Here is a 17,922-nt window from a genome sequence, read left to right as displayed (position 1 = left end):
CACAGACGGAGATTTCGTCTTCAGGAATCTTCCAGAGTCCCGGCCCTGCAAAGGCAACACTACCAAAAGCAACTAAACCCAACAGAATGATCGCAACAATCTTCTTCATCCAGTACACCTCCAAATCAGTCAACTTCCTTTTTACCTTCTCGATTCACCGTTGCTAATGCTCGTCTTCTTCAGGTATCTTCCACATACAATGCACCCCCTCGGTCAAGTGTTTGAGCAATAATCCGTACATTAACTGCTTCAATTCTCAGATACTTAGTTCTCATATTGTCAAGAATCAGTTGAAAAGAATAGGTCACTCGATGATCCATGGATCTAGAACCCTTCCATCAACTATGATTACAAGTCTATTGTAGATCATGTTCAGCTGATTTCTAAAACTTATCAAGAGAAAGCATAGAGATGATAATCGTTATTGACGGTCTATAGATGGTTATAATGGCAGATTCTCAAGATCTAATCGTGGAATCATACGATTGAAGTATTAACTAGTTTCAATCAATATGTTCATTTGAATCCTCTTAATTATCCAAGTGGAGTCGTTGCTAGATCAGGAATAAATTGATCAAATTACTCATGCGAATGAAAAATTCAATTTTTGCAATCAAAAGAATGAATTGTTTCTTGACTCTATTGCACATGTGTGGCTCAGAAACCGAATAATATAAGGTTTATAGGGGAAGGAACAAGCTCATGATAACACCCATCAAACCTGTTCCAAGAACAATCCAGATAACTGAAGGTTTAAACTTATAGAGGATGTAAAAAGCAGCAATGCCAAGAATGAGTGCAAAAATACTATTGATAGATTCAATCCCAATTCTGAAAGTCGCCGAAAGAATCAGCGCGATTATGCCCAGACGTAGTGCATTGAATACTTCCACTGTATCGATCCACTTAGACACAACTTTCAGGATTTTCAATATCAAGAAGATCCAGAACACACTTGGAAGAACTACTCCAACTGTAGAGAATATCGATCCTGGTATTCCGGCAATTTGATACCCAATGAAGGTAGCAGAATTGATTGCTATCGGCCCAGGGGTCATCTGAGAGATAGAAATAAGAGTGAGAAATTCATCAAGTTCAATCCATTTGTTTATGTTAACTATTTGATCCTGAATGAGGCTGAGAGCACCGTAACCACCCCCGAAGGCAAGAAGACCGATTTTGAAGAAGGCCCAGAACAGGTTTATTAAGATCATTGCGTCCTCCGCTTGTCTATGAAGTAGATCAGCATAGAGCAGACTAGCAGGACCCAGATCGAAGATAAATTGAGAAGGACAATTGCAATTGTCCCCGCGGTAATAACCGCCAGTATCATATATCTCTTTAGACTTCTCCTCAGCAACTGGAAAGAAAGATTGGCCAGTATGACGGTTACTCCGACCCTTGCTCCGGCAAAGAAGCCCTTGAAAACAGGTAGATCAACGAAATCAGTGAAGAAGCTTGCGATAACCAGTATTATTATGAATGGAGTTAACGAAGCTCCAAGAACCGCGAAAAATGCACCCCAGAATCCGGACAGTCTGCTCCCCAGTATCATCGCGGTGTTGATTGCAATTACACCGGGTACTGTCTGAGCAGTAACGATAACATCAAGAAATTCATCGTTTTGCATAATCTTGTACTTATCAACAATGAATTCTTTGATGACGGGGATCATCGCGTATCCACCACCTATGGTGAACGTGCTAACTTTGACGAATATCCAGAAAAGCCTAAATGGGCTCATATAGCTCATTGTCCATCATATCCAAATCGTAGAGACGAACTTCCTCCTCTCGGTTTTGATTATTCCTTCAGCGAAGTGCTTTGACCAGGATCAGTATTTCTCTCTATTCTTGACCATTCAGCCACTATATTTTACAACTCGTTCCAGTTTTCTGCAGTCATATAACCAATTGTCTTTGTGGTAGAGCATGCCCTACGTGATAAACTTGTTTTAAGGGGGTGAACCTATGGAAAACAGAATTAGATGGGGTGCAAAAGCCATTTCTTCCGATGGAAAAGACCTCGGGAAAGTCATCCGGGTTGTTATTCATCCCAAGAACAATGAAGTCACTCATGTCGTAATAGAGAAAGGTATCTTCAATAGAGTGGCAAAGCTCGTGCCGATAACGACTATCTTTTTTGCGGCTCCCGATGAGGTTAGGTTGAAAATTGAATCGAAGGATGTTGAAACTCTGCAGGATTACGAGGAGACATTCTTTGTGACCGGAGAGGAGATTGATAACTTGGAAAGCGGGGTTACTCCGGTATACTGGCTCAGACCGGTAGGTGATTATGCAGAGCTTTATCCTCTTCCGCCCCTCAACACTTCGATAAACGTTCCCAAAGATACTAAGTCACTCGAACCAGGTTGTGATATAGTTAGTGCTGAGGAAAAGACGATTGGAAGGTTAAGAAGCTTCGTCCTGAATGACGAAGGGAAGATAACTCATTTAGTTTCCGAATATGGTGGTTTTGGCTCCAAGTCGAAAAAGCTCATACCGATAGACTGGGTTGAGGAGATTGACGAATGTAAAGTAAGAGTCTCCGCGTCCTCAGTGATGGTGGAGAAACTGCCGGAAATGGATTGATGAAAAAGTTGACGGTTTACTATTTGGTAGCTACTGCAATTCTTTTTATACTCAATTTCGCCGAGGGCACTTATACGCAGCCCATTTTTTTCTTTCTTCCGCTAGTAATCGTTTTCGACTACTTGATTATAATGGGAGTACCGGGGGGTGGTCGCTCCAAGAAGATCTCTGCCTTTCTAGAAGATGTTCACAGTGTACTAACTCTTACCGATACCTTTAACGAAAGTACGAAAGGCAAGATAATCGATTCCGAGAATCTGAAGAAGCTTAAAGAAGTTGTGCTTTCTCTCGAAGAGAAGCTAAGAAAACCATCAGAGCTACAGAGAAAGCTGTACATATTCTCTGCCTATGCCGCACCGCTTTTCCCTCTTGCAGTAATGCTTTCATCGGTACTGGTTCAGAGGAGGACAGAAGTTGCGGCCGGTATATTCTCCTACTGTGCTTCAGGGATAATTGTTGCTTTGTCTAGAAAGGCCTTTTCAAGTCTTGAGAAGACAATACAGAAGCTCAATAATGAGATAAGGAAAGCTGTGGACGATATTACTTTGTAGAAATGATCTTTCGCTTACTGAAAGGAGGTTCGAAATGGCGTTTGTTGAAGTTAGAAACGTTAGTAAAACTTATAGGTCAGGTGAGATTTCGGTTGAGGCTTTGAAGGGTGTATCCTTCGATATCTACGAGGGGGAGATACTGTCGATTCTCGGACCATCTGGTTGTGGAAAGAGTACGCTTCTGAACTGCCTTTCCGGAATTGATACCCCGACTGAAGGGAAAGTCATGATTAGAGGTGTGGATCTTCATTCACTGAAGGACGACGAAAAGACTCGATTCAGGGCAATGAACATGGGATTCGTTTTTCAGTTCTACAATCTTATACCAGTACTGAATGCGGTCGAGAACGTTGAGCTTGCCATGCTTACAATGGGAAGCAACCAAAAAAAGGCTCGAGAAGCCGCTATGGAGATTCTCGCAAAAGTGAATCTCATGGAGCGAGAGCATTATCTGCCTTCTCGACTAAGCGGTGGTGAGCGACAGAGAGTTTCCATTGCAAGAGCACTTGTTCATAAACCTGCAATCGTGTGGGCCGACGAACCCACCGGAGCCCTCGATACGAAAACCAGCGGCGACCTTATGAATCTTATAACTGAGCTGAACCAAACTCTTAATCAGACTTTCGTTATTGTAACCCACGATGAAAGAGTCTCCGATTATTCCAACAGGATTCTCCATATGGACAGCGGTCACATTCTGAAGATTGAAGAGAATAATGAATTGAAGGTGGAAGAGTGCTAATACAGATAGTGAGTCTTTTTACGGGGATTGCTGTAATTGCAACCATTGTCTCCATGATAATGAATCCAATAATCTTCAAAATAGGTTACAGGAACGTCTACAGAAGAAAATCCGATACTTTCCTCGTAATAATGGGATCATTGATAGGAACGGCGCTGATAATGGGCTCCATGGCCATGAACGATTCCTTTCAGAAGTTTTTGTTTAGTCAGATCGAGAGAACTCATGGTGAGATAGATGAATTGGTCTACATTCCTTCAGATAATCAGAACGTCGTAAAAGAGTTCATCCCAAACTTCAAGATAGAGGCTCTTGTCGATTCACTGTCCAGAAATGAACAGGTTGACGGTGTTCTTCCCATTCTCAGCAGGACTGTTTCAGCGGGTCTCCCGGGTAACGCAAGAAGTCAAACCGGTCAGAGTATGGAGGTCACCATCATAGGAGTCTTGTTCGATCATTTGTCAAAGTGGCCCGACGCTTCCGGTATCGATCTAGCGATTCCTCCCCCAACGGATGGTGTACCCGGCGTCATAATAAACCGAGAGCTCGCTGATTCATTAAGAGTGTCGGTTGGAGACGAGATCGAAATCCTTGCGGATCCTGGACAGAGGTTGCTCTTCTGGATTCCTCTTCCACAAGTGAAAATTATTGACATTGTTGAAGGTAACGGTGTTTTTAATTATCAGATAGAGAATCAACGGCCAAACGCATTCACTATGCTTATGGATGTTGAAGTCGCGAGAGAGGTTTTGAAAATCGGTGTGGATGATTATTTCAACGCTTTGCTTGTATCCAATCGCGGTGATTTCTTAAAGGGGGAGAGGCATACTGATGATGTTGTGGTAGCGATAAGAGAGGTGGCCGGCGAAGAGTTTGCTGTTAGAGAGGTAAAGAGGGATTCTATCAGGATGGTTGATCAAGGCAATATCGGTCTTCTATTCCTTATGTTAAGCGTTTTCGCAATATTCGCAGGAGCGCTTCTTCTGACAAATATATATTTGATGCTGGCACAAGAGAGAAGAACCGAGCTTGGAACTCTCAGAGCGATAGGCTATTCGAGAAAAAGGGTCTCAAGAACCATTTTCTATGAAGGATTCTTCTACTCGATAATATCTTCAGCAATTGGTGTGCTCGCTGGTTTGGCTATCGCAAGGTTTACTCTGGGAAGTTTTGTGAGTCTTTCCGAAGATATCGTAACGCTTATTCCCATTGAAGGAGCGAACATCGCATTTGATTCCATGCAGAGCTCGTTTGCCTTTTTTGTGCGTACCGATTCGATTGCTTATGGGTTTCTCCTTGGATTGATCATTCCATTGGTAATAATTTTATATACGGGAAGGAAAATTTCGCGAACAAATATAGTTACCGCCGTAAGGAATATTCCCGAAGAACTGGACGAGCGCCAAAGACTCTTACTGAATATCATAGCTTCAGTTGGAGTTCTCTTGTCAATAGTAGTTGCATATAGCGCCTACTCTATAGGTAATGCAAACGGCTTTTTTACGGGTGTCGTATTGACAGGTCTGCTAATACCGATTGCTATTCCAGCGAGAAACAAGAGGTTAATCGAGTCGCTCTTCTCCATTGCGGTCATAGCGTTTACAATGGTCAGTAACTCTTTTTCATTAATAGCTTCCAGCGGTTCTTCCATCTATCTAACGGTTGCAAAAGGGGCTGCGATTCTTTTCGCCGGTCTTTTCCTGATTGTCTATAATCTAAAGACTTTCGAGTTTCTCCTGAATAAGTTGTTCCAAAAGGCGAGAGCTGCCGCACCAGTATTCAAGATTTCGATAGCCTTTTCTTCCAGGAATCGCATGAGGACAGGTCTTACCATTGCCATGTTTGCGGTTGTGATTTTCGTGATTACGCTTATCTCTGTAATACCTTACTCGATGGAGCAAATGCTTATAAGAAGCAGGGACGCGGTTTTCACTGGTTTTGATGCTGGCGCCTTCTCGCTTACAGGAGAGAGAACCATCTCCTTCACTGAACTTCAGTCACAGCCTGAAGTGAGAGAGATCTCGACCGTGGCGGGTATGAACGTAGCTGTGAGAAAAGAGGATAGCTTTGGACTTGAACAGATATATCTAGTTGACGACCTTTTCATAGACAATAGCAGATTGACCGATATTCTTTACGATGAGGACCTAGACATATCAAGCGGTGAAGAGCTTTGGGATTACTTGCGTAGTAATCCCGGTACTGTAATAGTGTCTAATAGCGTTTTGCCGGATGTTGTTCCTGGAGATACTCTGGAACTCAGAGGGTTAGTCGATCAGGGAGATTCCGGTCAAGGTATTGGCGGGTTGTTGAGAAGAGGGGTTTCGTCAGAGTCGATTGACACCAGTCCTGTTTATTTGGAAGTAATCGCTACAATTCCGGAAAATACTATCTCCTTCCTCAATGGACTCCTAATCTATGCAGGAAATGTTCCTAGCGAGTTAGCAGGAAGTGCTGCAGAGAGATACTTACTTTTCAACCTTGCAGGCACTTCTCCGGATCAGAAGAAAGAGAACTTCGACACCCTGCAGAGTAAGATCGAATCTAGGAGCCTCTTCCTCCTTTATGTTGACGACATAATCAATTTAACATCCAATATGCTGGAAGGAACAGTCAACATTCTCAGATCTTTCCTTTACTTCGGGATGCTAGTCGGGATCGTAGGAATCGCGATCATTATGTTCAAGGCTCTTCACGAAAGAAAGCGAATAATCGGAATGCTTAAGGCAATTGGATTTACGAAGAAGATGGTGTTCTCCTCCTTTCTCTTGGAAAGTTCATTTATCGCGATTGTTGGTATTGTTCTCGGAATTGTAACCGGCACTCTTACAAGTATAGAGATCTACGCTTCTCCATTGATGGAAGGCATGAAACTGTATATTCCGTGGAATCAGCTTGCTGCCATGACCCTGATATTCTATTTTGCTTCACTTGTGTCTACGATTATTCCCAGTTATTCGGCCTCAAGAATAGAACCTGCTGAAGCTCTGCGTTATTTCGAATAGGAGTGGTGAGGTGAGCAGGATATTGGTGGTGGATGACGACAGTTCGGTTAGAGTGCTTCTAAAATCAATACTTGTCAGGGATAGACACGATGTGATCGAAAGCCCCGATGGTAGGTCTGCGTTGTCTTCACTGTCAAGAGACAAGCCTGATATGATCTTGCTGGATCTTATGCTGCCCGACTATAATGGACTGGATATTCTGACTGAGCTCAAGTCTAGTGAAGAGCTGCGGTCTATTCCAGTAATCGTACTTACCGGCTCTTCCGACAGGCAGAGCAAACTTACTGCTCTCAGTTCGGAGGCCGTTGATTTCATCTCAAAACCCTTTCTTCCCGAAGAGGTTTTACTTAGAGTGAATACTCAGTTGAAGTTACACGAGTTGATAAAGTCCCTGAGAATAGCTGTAGACAATCTTGAGAGTGATGTTCTTGCGGCGGGAAAGATACAAAACGCGCTTGTACCAAAAAGCGATCCACAAGGACTTGCTGTCAGATGGATCTACGAACCTTCCTACAGAGTTGGCGGCGATATATTCGATGTGTTTAGGTTGAACGAAAACCGTTTCTTCGTTTATTTAGCGGATATGTCCGGACATGGAGTAAATGCTGCAATGCTATCGGTTATGGTGCACCGGTTCATTGAAGATTTCAGATCCGGTATTAACGACATAGATTTCGACCTGAGCAGCTTCATGAAAGAGCTCGACAAGAACTTCGTGTTTGAGAGGTTCAATCTATTCTTTACTATTATCGCCGTAGTTGTTGATCTAGAAGGCTTTGCTCTTCTGGCAAATGCGGGCCACCCCTCGCCGATGATTCTTAGAAAGGGCTCTGTTGAACTGCTTGATGATAGGAGAGAAAGCCTGATTGGTATGAACATGGTTCGCGGAGAAGTGTCGAGAGTGCCGTTATTAAAGGGAGATCGTCTTCTGGTGTATACAGACGGATTGATTGAGTTGTCGAACGAAAAAGGTGAGATGTATGGTGAGAGCAGACTAAGAGATCTCTTTGCGAGTTGTGCGAATATAGACATTGAGGAAACATCTGAGCGTCTTAAGACCTCATTTGATAGCTTCAAAGGAAGTGTGTTGGCTGAAGATGATATTACGGCGCTGCTCATAGAGTTCTAGTAAGAACGTCAGATGGTCCGGAAATCTATGAAAACGAGGAGCAGAGTGTAAGATGTTTGAACTGAAGATGATGGAGAATAAGATCGGAGTAATTTCCCTCTTGGAAAGAGCGAGAATCACAGGAGAGACATCGGCGAGGTTCAGAAAATGGCAAGAGACAGTCGATCTCAAAAGCTGTTCGTCAGTGATCGTCGATGGGACCAACATCGAATTCATTGACTCTATGGGCATTGCCGCTTTGATAAGCATCTACAAGACAGTTGCTGCTGAAGATAGTGATCTCGTCTTGATAAATCTGTCTAAAGAGATAAAGAAGCTGCTTAATACTCTGAGGCTCGATAGGCTCTTTGTTGTAAAGGATTGTAGCCTTGAAGAAGTCATCAAGAATTCGTGTTGAGAGATGGGTGAGAAGAAGTACAATTTCAACGTTAGACCCGAAATGGGCAAAATCGATGCTTTCTCGGCTAAAGTCTCGGAGATAGTAAGAAGGTGCATGGACAATGAAACCGGTTTCAGAGCTGGCTTGATAGTAATTGAGGCTTGCTCTAATATCGTTAAGCACGGCCAGCTTACTGAAGAAGATCTTATATCAGTCAGTCTCGCTATCGGGGAAAATGAAGTAGTAATTACAATCGAAGACACTTCAAGAGAGTTCAATCCACTTGAGGTGGATGATCCAAATCTTGAGAACATCGAGCTTCTGCAGCAAGGTGGAATGGGTATCTACTTAATAAAGAGGTTTTCCAAGAAAGCCGAATACTCCTATGTTGACGGCAGAAACATTCTGAAGATCATAATCTAACTAGAACTTGCTTTTGCTTTCCATCGCTGCGCAAGTTCACAATCAAACTAAAACGTAGTACTTGTTGGTAGTGCATCATGCTCAACTCGATAATGAGTTTGACTTGGCCTTGATCTATGTGTTATAAATTACTGATCGCAAACCAGTAGGTGCTGAAATGAAGAATAGACTTCTTTAATCTACAAAACTGAATACTTCCTCAAAAAAACATCGAAAGACCTCAATCCTGTTTAGCCGTTCAATTCAAAAAACTTTGAGCTTCTAGCCTTACTGGAGGTGATCAATTTGCTTCAAATACACAATCTTTCAATTTCCTTTGGAAGCGTAGACGTTCTTAAGAAAGTCAGTCTCGATCTCGCTGCAGGAGAGATTTTGGCTGTCACCGGGGCAAACGGTGCCGGCAAGTCGACTCTCCTGAAATCCATCAAAGGTGAAATCACTCCCTCGGAAGGAAAAATAACTATAGAGCAAGGTATCGACCCGCTTCTTGTTAACCAGGAGATCGCAGACTTTTATGGGACAGTGAAGGAGTATCTACTGGGGGCGAAAAAAGAGCTCTTCGACATCTACGAGAAATTGGGCAGCTCTGTAAATGATCCTATGACCTATGCGGAACTCATAAATGAATTTCATAATGTTGGGGGATTCGAGTTCGAAGCAAAGATTTCTTCATTTCTAAATGAGTTTGGCATCAATGTTGACAATCTGGATTTCCCGTACATGAATTTCTCCCATGGGCAGAAGAGAATTCTCTCCCTTGTCAGGGGAGTTCTCTCCGGTTCGAATCTTTTCTTGCTGGACGAGCCGACAAACCATCTCGACATAGAAATGACCTTAAGACTTGAAGAGATCATAACCTCACTAAGCGAGAGGGGTGTTGGAGTTATTGTTGTAAGTCATGACAGGAGATTCATCGACAGAGTCGCTCACAAGACGATCTATCTGAAAAGAGGAGAGGCAATAGGAGTTCGAGGCGGCTATTCTGAGATGCTGGCGCATCTGAAAAGTGATTTCCTCTCAAGGCAGAAGAAAAGTGAAGAGATAAGTAAGAAGATACGTCAACTTGAACTCGATGCGTCGAGGAGGAAGAGCTGGTCAGATTCAAGAGAGGCTTCAAAGAGATTCGCAAGCGATAAAGGCCATGAAGGACATATGGCGGCTAAACTAGCCAGACGTGCGCTAGCTGTACAGAAAAGGACCGAAAGACTGATCGGTGAACTGGAGTGCGAAAAACCGTTTGTTGAGAAGCCTGTTACTGTCAGGATTCCTAAATATGGAGTTCCGAACAGAAAAATGGTCATGGTGGAGGGCCTCTCGTTCTCTTACGAAGAAAATGAAGTCATAAGGGAGGCCTCTGTTAACATAGATACTTCCGATAGAGTTGGTCTCATAGGGCCGAATGGTTCGGGGAAAACAACTCTGATGAAATGCCTGGTAGGGATTCTGGAACCATCGAGTGGCAGAATGTACAGAAACGATAGTGTAAACTGGATGTACATTCCACAGAATGTCGCAGAACTCTTCGAAAGAGGAACTCCCTATGAAGAAATCGCCGACCTTGGACTGGAAGAGACCACCGTCAGAAGTCACCTGGCCAATATCGGTCTCAAGGGAGAGAAGGCTTTCTCGGAGATTAAAAAGATGAGCTACGGAGAGTTGATGAGGCTTGCCTTACTGAAATCCCTTCTTTCAAAGGTTGAGTTCATCTTTATGGACGAGCCAACCAATCATTTGGATATTGAATCTCTAGAAGTACTTGACAGACTTCTCAACGACTTCGCAGGAGGGTTTTTCTTCATTAGCCACGACAGGCAGTTCATTGCAGAACACGGGGAAAAGATTCTCACCATTGAAGAAGGTATGCTTAAAAGCTTCGAGTATTCAGAGGAGATTGATATCGACTCCTTTGATCGTACAAAAGAGATTCTTGCGGACTCCTATGATGAGTCGAACTTCAGGAGAAGCGCAAAAACTTTCCTTCATAATTCTGAGGAGGAAGATTGAGAGCTCGGCGCCGATGGGGATTTTCTGACAGCTGGAGAACCCGGAGAATAACGAGAAATGCCTCATCCGCATTGAAAACTTTTTTATGAGCCTATTTGATATATAATATTCCTAACTCAATCCAGGAGAAGGAGCAAACCCACATGCTAGAAGTTATTCAGGCTTATAGAAGAGCTATCTTGGGCGGATTTTTGGATTCCGTGGGTGAATGCTACCTCGTCGAGCCTGGATTGCTCTGAAATCTTTGCTGTGAATCAAGAGGCCGTGACGAGCGTCACGGCCTCTTTCTTTTGGGAGAAATCGTATGAATAATATGGTTGAGCGCATGAAAAGCAACATAAAGAAAAATTACCTATTCTCTTTCCTTATGAACATGAGACTGTCGAGCGGTCTATGGATGATATACATGGCCTCCAGGGGAATGAGTTTGACGCAGATCGGTTTCCTTGAAGGAATATTCCACGTGACCTCTTTGACGATGGAGGTCCCTACAGGGTCTGTAGCAGACTTGTTCGGAAGAAAGCTCAGCAGAACCATCGGGAGGTGTCTATCTCTTGTAAGCATTCTAGTATTGATCGGCTCTAGGAACTTCCTTCATTTCGCACTATTCATGATACTCGCTGCACTTTCGTATAACTTGGAATCGGGTTCTGGAGAGGCTCTTGTTTATGACTCTCTCAAATATCTGAAAAAAGAAGACAATTTCATATCGGTTCTTGGGAGGCAGGAGGCTATATTTCAAGTGTCTTCAGTTGCGGCGCTTCTAATCGGCGGGTTCCTGGGAACGTACAATTACCACTATGCATTTTGGGTTTCCGCCGGGATCATCACATTTTCGGCGGTCTATTCTCTTTCGTTCACAGAACCACCAATCCTCGAATCGGTGAGCCGTAACTCAAAGACCTTCCGGGGCTTCTTGAAGCAGATTGTTGATAGCTTCTCAATAATCGCTAGAGATAAGAAGGTTGCATTTCTTATCTTTTTTGTTCAGACTATATTGGCATTCAGCGCCTGCATATTCTTTTACATTCAAAACTACTGGAAAGGACTTGGCCGCACGGAGTTTCAGATTGGCATATACCTTGCAGCCGGGTCGTTTCTTGCCGGTTTAGTGGCCATGAAGGTTCAGAGGTTATCTCATCTGCTGAAGGAGAAGAAAGTCCTGATCATACTGCCTCTTGTTTCCGTCGCATCCATGTGGGGTGTGGCTCTTTGCTCGAACAAGTTACCTTTCTTCATGGTTGTAACTATGATTGAAGCTATGCTGTTCGTAGCAGGCAACGACTACATAAATAAGCTGATTCCATCCAGGAGCAGGGCAACGATAATATCCTTTGCAAGTATGATGTATAGCTTAGTAATGATAATTTTCTTCCCAATTTTCGGAAGAATCGCTGACACAATCTCGTTTGGAGTTGCTTTTGTCTCACTGGCTGTGATGGCAAGCTGTCTTTATGTGTTCAGTATGTATTTACTCAAGAAGATCGGATGAAAGAATTGATTCGTGCTCCTTAAAGCGATGCCGGTCAAAAAACACCTCGGGTTACGGTATTAGGAGAGTCGAACGCTCATAAAGGTGACAGCTTACAAAATGATCTTTCGTTACCTCGGTCCTTTGCGGCTTCACACTCGAACAAATCGCCATTCTCCTGAAACATCTGGGGTGAAAGAAGCATCCAGTTGGTGGGTTCAAGGGACTGGGAGCATCACCTTCAAGTATTATTCTTTCGAGCTTATGATCGGTTTCACCGGGAATTGCCGAAAGGAGGGACTGAGTATATGGGTGAAGCGGTGATGTGTAGAGTTCTTCAGATTCGGAGAGCTCAACGATTTCGCCAAGATACATGACGGCTATTCTGTCGCAGAAGTAATGAACAACGTTTAAATCATGGGAAATGAAGAGATAGGTCAGAGAAAGCCTCTCCTGAAGGTCTTTCATAAGGTTAAGCATTTGTGCCTGGATAGAGACATCGAGCGAAGAAACCGGCTCATCGGCTATTACGACTTCTGGATTAAGAATTAACGCGTTCATGATTCCTACGCGCTGTTTTTGACCTCCAGAAAGCTCGTGAGGGAATCTTCCCAAGAGATCCTTGTCAAGTCCCACAAGGTTCATGCTCTCCAAAATCAGCTCTTTGATCTCTCTTTTTTGCATTCCCATTGCTCTCAAAGGTTCTCTCAGTATCCACTCGACTGTTCCTTTTGGATTCAAGGATCCTGAAATGTCTTGAAAGATTAGCTGAACCTTCTTTCTGAATTCACGTTTTTGATCTCTCTTCAGCGAAGTAACGTCGTCGCCTTTGAAGAGGATCCTCCCCTCCGTCGGTTTTAGTAGCCCCACGATTGTATAGGCGGCCGTTGATTTTCCACAGCCGGACTCACCTACAAGTCCGAAAGATTCTCCTTCAGAAATACTTAAGGAAACTCCGTTAAGTGCCTTGATCGAGCCCGGCTTCTTCAGCAATCGGGTTCTTCTCAGCCTGTAATGTTTTCTAAGGTTATGAATCTCCAGAATACCTCTCTTCATCAAATCTCTCCAGCAAGGAAGCATCTCGCTTCGTGATCATTGTCCATCTTTTTGAAGCCGGGGAACTCTCTCTTACATTTTTCGACAGCGTAGTCACATCTTGGCTCAAATGGGCAACCGTAAATCATGTCTGCTATTGACGGCACCCGGCCTCGAATGTCGAAGAGCTCCTTGCCTTTTGAGTCTCTCTTAGGTATGGCTTTTATGAGGCCCATTGTGTAGGGATGGGCAGGATCTGTGAAGAGCTTATCGACAGGTGCTTTCTCAACGATGTGCCCGGCATACATAACGTAAACCATCGAGCAGATCTCCCGAACTACTCCTAGATTATGCGAAATAAAAATCATTGAGGAGTTTCTCTCACGATTTATCTCTCTTAACAGCTCCAGTATCTGTGCCTGTATTGTTACGTCCAAAGAAGTAGTCGGCTCATCTGCGATTATCAGTTTTGGATTGCAGACAATGGCTATGGCTATAGCTATTCTCTGCCTCATACCGCCCGACAGTTCGTGAGGGTACTTGCCATATGTCCTTTCTGGATCAGGAAGATCGACACCTTTCATGATCTCAAGGACCCTTGAGAATCGCTCTTCCTTGTCAAGAGAAGTGTGCATCTTAAGGTTCTCCTCGATTTGCCACCCGACCTTCAGTAGAGGATTGAGCGATGAAAGTGTCTCCTGAAAGATCATCGAGATATCCTTGCCACGTATTCGCCTGATTTTCTCCTCATTGAGAGAGAGCAGATCGGTTCCTGAGAAGAAGAGACTTCCTGTCACGTGCGAATTGCCTGGAAGCAACCTCATTATCGAAAGAGCTGTCACTGTCTTTCCGCATCCAGATTCTCCAACGATCCCGATTATCTCCTTCTCCAGCACCTCCAGAGATATGCCCTTCACTGCGTAGAGCATCCCTTCTGTAGAGTCGAAGGCGATTTTGAGATCTTTGATATCTAACAGAGGCTCTTTTTCAGTTCGCATATGTTCTCACCTATTTTCTCTTCTCTCTCATGTCCCGAATCCCATCTCCGAGAAAATTGAATCCCAGCACAAGTAGGGTAATAAAGATTCCTGGTGCTATCGCGTACCAGGGGCTGACGGTTATGAAGACCTGAGACTCACTCAGCATTCTTCCCCAGCTGGGATTGGGCGGCTGGATTCCAAGTCCAAGATAACTGAGCGCCGCTTCGGCCAGAACTGCATTTGAAAAACCCATAGATGCTGCGACAACAATTGGGGAAAGTACATTAGGCAAAATGTGTCTTAACATAATACGGAGGTTTGAAACTCCTCTTACCTTTGCACTTCTTACGTAATCCAGCTCTTTATACTGAACGAAGCCACTCCTTGTGATCCTGGCAAATGAAGGAATCGACATGATACCTATTGCGACGATCGTGTTTCTCAGACCCACCCCAAAGACTGAAACAAACATCAACGCAAGGAGAATGCTGGGGAAGGCCATCATTGCATCGATGAATCTCATGATTATCTCATCGACAATTCCTCCGAAATAACCTGACACGGCACCGATCGTTACTCCAAAGAGAGTTCCGATAGAAACGGCAACCAATCCTACAAAAAAAGCAGTCTGAGAAGCTTTCATGATCCTGCTAAGCACATCTCTTCCGAAATTGTCTGTACCCAGAAGATGGCGGACTGACGGAGGTGAAAAACGCTCTTCCCTATTGATTTCCGTTACTGAAAACGGGGTGTAAAACAAACTCACAATCATCATTGAGAACAGAAGAGATATCAATACAATTCCAATTCTGAGATTTATGCTTCTCTTGTCCATACTATCCTCATGCGCCCAATCTGATTCGAGGGTCGATTACGGTATAGACAATGTCGATCAGGAAGTTGATGATCACAATTATAAACGCAATGTACAGTACCATCCCCTGGACGAGAGGTAGGTCACGGGTTGAGATCGCATTGATCAACAGTCTTCCAAGACCTGGAAGCGTGAAAACCTGTTCGATCACTATCGAGCCTCCAAGAATGTTTGCCGCTATCATACCGAGGACTGTAACGATCGGAATTAGAGAGTTCTTCAGCACATGCTTGTACAACACTGAGTTTATGTTCAAACCCTTAGACAGGGCCAGCTGCACATAGTCGCTCTTCATCTGATCCATTACGGAATTTCTCGTATACCTGATAATCGAGGCAATTGACGGAAGGGCTATTGCGATGGCGGGGAGCAGTAAAGACTTGAAAGCTCCTACGGCATCCTCGCTCCACGGGACGTATCCTCCAGGCGAAACCCAGCGGAGAACGATTCCAAATATGTACATCAAGATTATCCCGCTCCAGAAAGAAGGAATAGCCATTCCAATTTGTGAGATCATAGAAATCAAAATGCCGGGAAGTCTGTGACCATATTTTGCACTGACTATTCCAAGAGGAATTCCGATTAGAGTAATGAACATCATGGCCATAAGCGCCAGCGAAAGAGTTACCGGTATCCTGTCTAGAATCAGATCAGACACTGGGACTGAGTATCTCATAGAAGTGCCGAGGTCTCCCGTCAAAAGACCCTTAAACCACCTCGAAAGTCTCTCGCCGAGAGGATCGTTTAGTCCCAATTCGGCTGAAAGAGCTTCGAATTGCGATTCTTCAGCGTCTACGCCGAGTCTCGACAGTGCAGGATTCCCGGGGATCACCTCGAAAGCTACAAAAGCTATGAGCGAAACCAGAAGCACCGTAAGAATCATTGCAAAGAGTTTCTTCAGATATACATACACAGATGACGCTCCTCCCTAACGGTAATAAAGAGTTGACATATCCTGTACGTACAGTGGATAGACCTTGTACCCAAATAGATTAGGAGCAAGTGCCACAAAGAAGTTGGGATCCATTATGTAAACTGCCGCAGCGTCTTCTGTGAGGATTATCTGTGCCTGCTTAAATAGAGAGGCCTTCTCTTCAATGTCCGTTTTTTCAATGGCCATTTTGACCACTCGATCGTATTCGATGTTGAAGTAGTTGTAAAAGTTTCTCGGATAATCGGAAACGTACCGTCTCAAAATATCGTATGCGCTTAGTTTCCCAGTGAGACCAATTATTGTCATTTCGTACTCTCTTGACGTATAGACCTTGTCCAGCCATACGCTCCATTCTACCAGCTCTATTTCGGCTTCTATGCCAACTCTCTTAAGCTGTTCGACAATTATCTGGGCTGTATCTATGTGAAACTGATAGTTCGAAGGTACTGTGATCTTTGTGCTGAAACCGTCGGGATACCCTGCCTCAGAAAGAAGCTGTCTTGACCTTACCAAACTGGTTTCATAGTAATCCTCGAGACCCTCCTGATGATACATGCTCATTATCGGCGACATGTTTGAACCGAGCTTCGTCCCGTAACCGCCAGCCACGATTTCTATAATCTCGTCCTTGTCCACTGCATGGTTAATCGCTCTCCTGACTCTAATGTCGTCGAAGGGGCTGACCGCATGGTTCATTGCCATCAACTGGACCATGTTTTGCTCTGCAGTAATTAAGTTGAATCGATTACCCAGAACCATTGCCTGAATTGCATCGAGTCTTGGAAGTATCTGAACGTCCCCGGCCATGAAACTCATGATAGCAGCCTGGTTGTCGGGGATTATTCTGAATTCGACTTCGTCCACTATAGGCAGCTCGGGATTCCAGTATTCGTCGAATTTCTCTATTACAAGCCTCTGACCCGGCTGGTACTTGACGAATTTGAACGGGCCCGTTCCTATCGGGTTGACTTCATGGTTGTCATTATTTGCGGGAATTATCGCGATGATGAACTTCTCGAGAAAGTCGGTGTTCAAGGTACTGAGTTCAACCTTTATTGTCTTTTCATCTACCGCTTCGATCTTCGAAACGAATTTTTCGAAGTCTGATGAAAGGCCCCTTTCCTGATTGTTTCCTTTCAGCCTGTTGAGAGAGTAGAGAACATCGTCAACTGTGACCTCAAATCCGTTATGAAACTTCACACCGCTTCTTAACGTAAAAGTATAGGTCAGGCCGTCCTCCGATATATGGTAACTCTCGGCCACAGCCGGAACAACACTTCCATTCGAGTCGGGTTTGAGGAGACCCTCAAATACGTTGAACATCATCTCGTAAGTGCCCGAGGCAGCCGCTCTATGTGGATCAAGAAAGTCGGGATCCTGCATCACTGCGACCACGATTTTTTGAGACAGCAAACTGGTCAAAGAAATAATAGAAAGCGTTATTATCAAGAGAATCTTTCTCATTTCATTCCTCCTTAAACAAATCTTGTCAGTAACCTCTCCGGTGTAGCCGTCGGATATGCTTCGATCATTGCGTCCTCGACATTTGTTATTTTAATCTTTATGGCTGCAGAGACCTAATGATGCTTTCAAAGTGAGACATTTGAAATAGATTTGCCAACTGTTGTATTTCAACTATAGTCTAACGCAGATGATTTCATTCTGCTCATCGAAGCGATGATCGATTTGGCTCATGACTGTGCAGAAAGACTCTCTCTTTGAGCCGCCAGGTAACTGAAGAGCTTCTTGGAGATTCAATAGACTTAGTCCAAAGCCGGTGACAGTGACAGATCGTTTCGATGGG

16 protein-coding genes are annotated in these 17,922 nt (G+C 44.0%); 9 read left to right on the top strand and 7 right to left on the bottom strand.

All coding sequences use genetic code 11. The annotated features are described in order from the left end of the window. Positions 1–680: 680 nt before the first annotated feature. The gene (locus B3K91_RS06870) at positions 681–1,214 is read right to left on the bottom strand and encodes a chromate transporter (protein WP_214061050.1); all 534 of its coding nucleotides are present in this window, start codon (positions 1,212–1,214) and stop codon (positions 681–683) included. After that, complete coding sequence (locus tag B3K91_RS06865) at positions 1,211–1,753, bottom strand: chromate transporter (RefSeq protein ID WP_292592501.1); 543 nt, start codon at positions 1,751–1,753, stop codon at positions 1,211–1,213. Before B3K91_RS06865 ends, B3K91_RS06870 begins: the two co-directional genes overlap by 4 nt. A 217-nt stretch (positions 1,754–1,970) precedes the next feature. On the opposite strand from B3K91_RS06865, the gene B3K91_RS06860 reads away from it, so the two are divergent. The 9 genes from B3K91_RS06860 (at position 1,971) to B3K91_RS06820 (ending at position 12,316) form a co-directional block, all read left to right on the top strand. Next, positions 1,971–2,591 (top strand): PRC-barrel domain-containing protein, encoded by a 621-nt coding sequence (locus B3K91_RS06860; protein ID WP_214060849.1) that lies wholly within the window; start codon positions 1,971–1,973, stop codon positions 2,589–2,591. Continuing rightward, positions 2,591–3,142: a hypothetical protein gene (locus B3K91_RS06855; protein ID WP_099830373.1), complete on the top strand. Its 552-nt coding sequence runs from the start codon at positions 2,591–2,593 to the stop codon at positions 3,140–3,142. Before B3K91_RS06860 ends, B3K91_RS06855 begins: the two co-directional genes overlap by 1 nt. A 34-nt stretch (positions 3,143–3,176) precedes the next feature. Further along, positions 3,177–3,884 carry an ABC transporter ATP-binding protein gene (locus tag B3K91_RS06850; protein WP_214060848.1) on the top strand — a complete coding sequence of 236 codons (708 nt, stop codon included), beginning with the start codon at positions 3,177–3,179 and terminating at the stop codon, positions 3,882–3,884. Continuing rightward, positions 3,878–6,889 (top strand): ABC transporter permease, encoded by a 3,012-nt coding sequence (locus tag B3K91_RS06845; protein WP_292594451.1) that lies wholly within the window; start codon positions 3,878–3,880, stop codon positions 6,887–6,889. The genes B3K91_RS06850 and B3K91_RS06845 overlap by 7 nt, the downstream gene beginning before the upstream one ends. Before the next feature lie 10 nt (positions 6,890–6,899). Continuing rightward, positions 6,900–8,018 carry a PP2C family protein-serine/threonine phosphatase gene (locus tag B3K91_RS06840; RefSeq protein ID WP_292590653.1) on the top strand — a complete coding sequence of 373 codons (1,119 nt, stop codon included), beginning with the start codon at positions 6,900–6,902 and terminating at the stop codon, positions 8,016–8,018. A gap of 52 nt (positions 8,019–8,070) precedes the next feature. Then, positions 8,071–8,415 (top strand): STAS domain-containing protein, encoded by a 345-nt coding sequence (locus B3K91_RS06835; RefSeq protein WP_214060845.1) that lies wholly within the window; start codon positions 8,071–8,073, stop codon positions 8,413–8,415. Positions 8,416–8,418: 3 nt separating this feature from the next. Then, entirely contained in the window at positions 8,419–8,820 is a 402-nt protein-coding gene (locus B3K91_RS06830) for an ATP-binding protein (protein WP_214079557.1), read from the top strand. Between the two features lie 285 nt (positions 8,821–9,105). Then, entirely contained in the window at positions 9,106–10,824 is a 1,719-nt protein-coding gene (locus B3K91_RS06825) for an ABC-F family ATP-binding cassette domain-containing protein (RefSeq protein WP_292594448.1), read from the top strand. A 304-nt stretch (positions 10,825–11,128) separates the two neighbouring features. After that, the gene (locus tag B3K91_RS06820; RefSeq protein WP_214060842.1) at positions 11,129–12,316 is read left to right on the top strand and encodes an MFS transporter; all 1,188 of its coding nucleotides are present in this window, start codon (positions 11,129–11,131) and stop codon (positions 12,314–12,316) included. A gap of 51 nt (positions 12,317–12,367) precedes the next feature. Here the strand turns inward: B3K91_RS06820 and B3K91_RS06815 are convergent, their stop codons facing one another. The 5 genes from B3K91_RS06815 to B3K91_RS06795 are packed head-to-tail and all read right to left on the bottom strand — an operon-like array spanning position 12,368 to position 17,582. Continuing rightward, positions 12,368–13,351 carry an ABC transporter ATP-binding protein gene (locus tag B3K91_RS06815; RefSeq protein ID WP_292590657.1) on the bottom strand — a complete coding sequence of 328 codons (984 nt, stop codon included), beginning with the start codon at positions 13,349–13,351 and terminating at the stop codon, positions 12,368–12,370. Further along, positions 13,351–14,328, bottom strand: coding sequence for an ABC transporter ATP-binding protein (locus B3K91_RS06810; protein ID WP_214060634.1), 978 nt, complete (start codon positions 14,326–14,328; stop codon positions 13,351–13,353). The genes B3K91_RS06815 and B3K91_RS06810 overlap by 1 nt, the downstream gene beginning before the upstream one ends. Before the next feature lie 10 nt (positions 14,329–14,338). Next, positions 14,339–15,145 (bottom strand): ABC transporter permease, encoded by an 807-nt coding sequence (locus B3K91_RS06805; protein WP_099830383.1) that lies wholly within the window; start codon positions 15,143–15,145, stop codon positions 14,339–14,341. Between the two features lie 7 nt (positions 15,146–15,152). After that, entirely contained in the window at positions 15,153–16,097 is a 945-nt protein-coding gene (locus tag B3K91_RS06800) for an ABC transporter permease (protein ID WP_214061062.1), read from the bottom strand. 15 nt (positions 16,098–16,112) lie between these two features. Further along, positions 16,113–17,582 (bottom strand): ABC transporter substrate-binding protein, encoded by a 1,470-nt coding sequence (locus tag B3K91_RS06795; protein ID WP_214079554.1) that lies wholly within the window; start codon positions 17,580–17,582, stop codon positions 16,113–16,115. Positions 17,583–17,922: the final 340 nt, after the last annotated feature.

Origin of the sequence: Mesotoga sp. UBA5847, from assembly GCF_002432735.1 — a bacterium.
GTDB lineage: Bacteria > Thermotogota > Thermotogae > Petrotogales > Kosmotogaceae > Mesotoga.
Note: the sequence above shows the minus strand (reverse complement) of the source record. Positions and strands in the feature narration are given on the sequence as shown.

Bases quoted from the DNA above. Each gene is read 5' to 3' on its own strand.
- B3K91_RS06870 (WP_214061050.1), bottom strand. From the start codon at position 1,214: ATGATCTTAATAAACCTGTTCTGGGCCTTCTTCAAAATCGGTCTTCTT.
- B3K91_RS06865 (WP_292592501.1), bottom strand. From the start codon at position 1,753: ATGAGCTATATGAGCCCATTTAGGCTTTTCTGGATATTCGTCAAAGTT.
- B3K91_RS06860 (WP_214060849.1), top strand. From the start codon at position 1,971: ATGGAAAACAGAATTAGATGGGGTGCAAAAGCCATTTCTTCCGATGGA.
- B3K91_RS06855 (WP_099830373.1), top strand. From the start codon at position 2,591: ATGAAAAAGTTGACGGTTTACTATTTGGTAGCTACTGCAATTCTTTTT.
- B3K91_RS06850 (WP_214060848.1), top strand. From the start codon at position 3,177: ATGGCGTTTGTTGAAGTTAGAAACGTTAGTAAAACTTATAGGTCAGGT.
- B3K91_RS06835 (WP_214060845.1), top strand. From the start codon at position 8,071: ATGTTTGAACTGAAGATGATGGAGAATAAGATCGGAGTAATTTCCCTC.
- B3K91_RS06830 (WP_214079557.1), top strand. From the start codon at position 8,419: ATGGGTGAGAAGAAGTACAATTTCAACGTTAGACCCGAAATGGGCAAA.
- B3K91_RS06820 (WP_214060842.1), top strand. From the start codon at position 11,129: ATGAATAATATGGTTGAGCGCATGAAAAGCAACATAAAGAAAAATTAC.
- B3K91_RS06815 (WP_292590657.1), bottom strand. From the start codon at position 13,351: ATGAAGAGAGGTATTCTGGAGATTCATAACCTTAGAAAACATTACAGG.
- B3K91_RS06810 (WP_214060634.1), bottom strand. From the start codon at position 14,328: ATGCGAACTGAAAAAGAGCCTCTGTTAGATATCAAAGATCTCAAAATC.
- B3K91_RS06805 (WP_099830383.1), bottom strand. From the start codon at position 15,145: ATGGACAAGAGAAGCATAAATCTCAGAATTGGAATTGTATTGATATCT.
- B3K91_RS06795 (WP_214079554.1), bottom strand. From the start codon at position 17,582: ATGAGAAAGATTCTCTTGATAATAACGCTTTCTATTATTTCTTTGACC.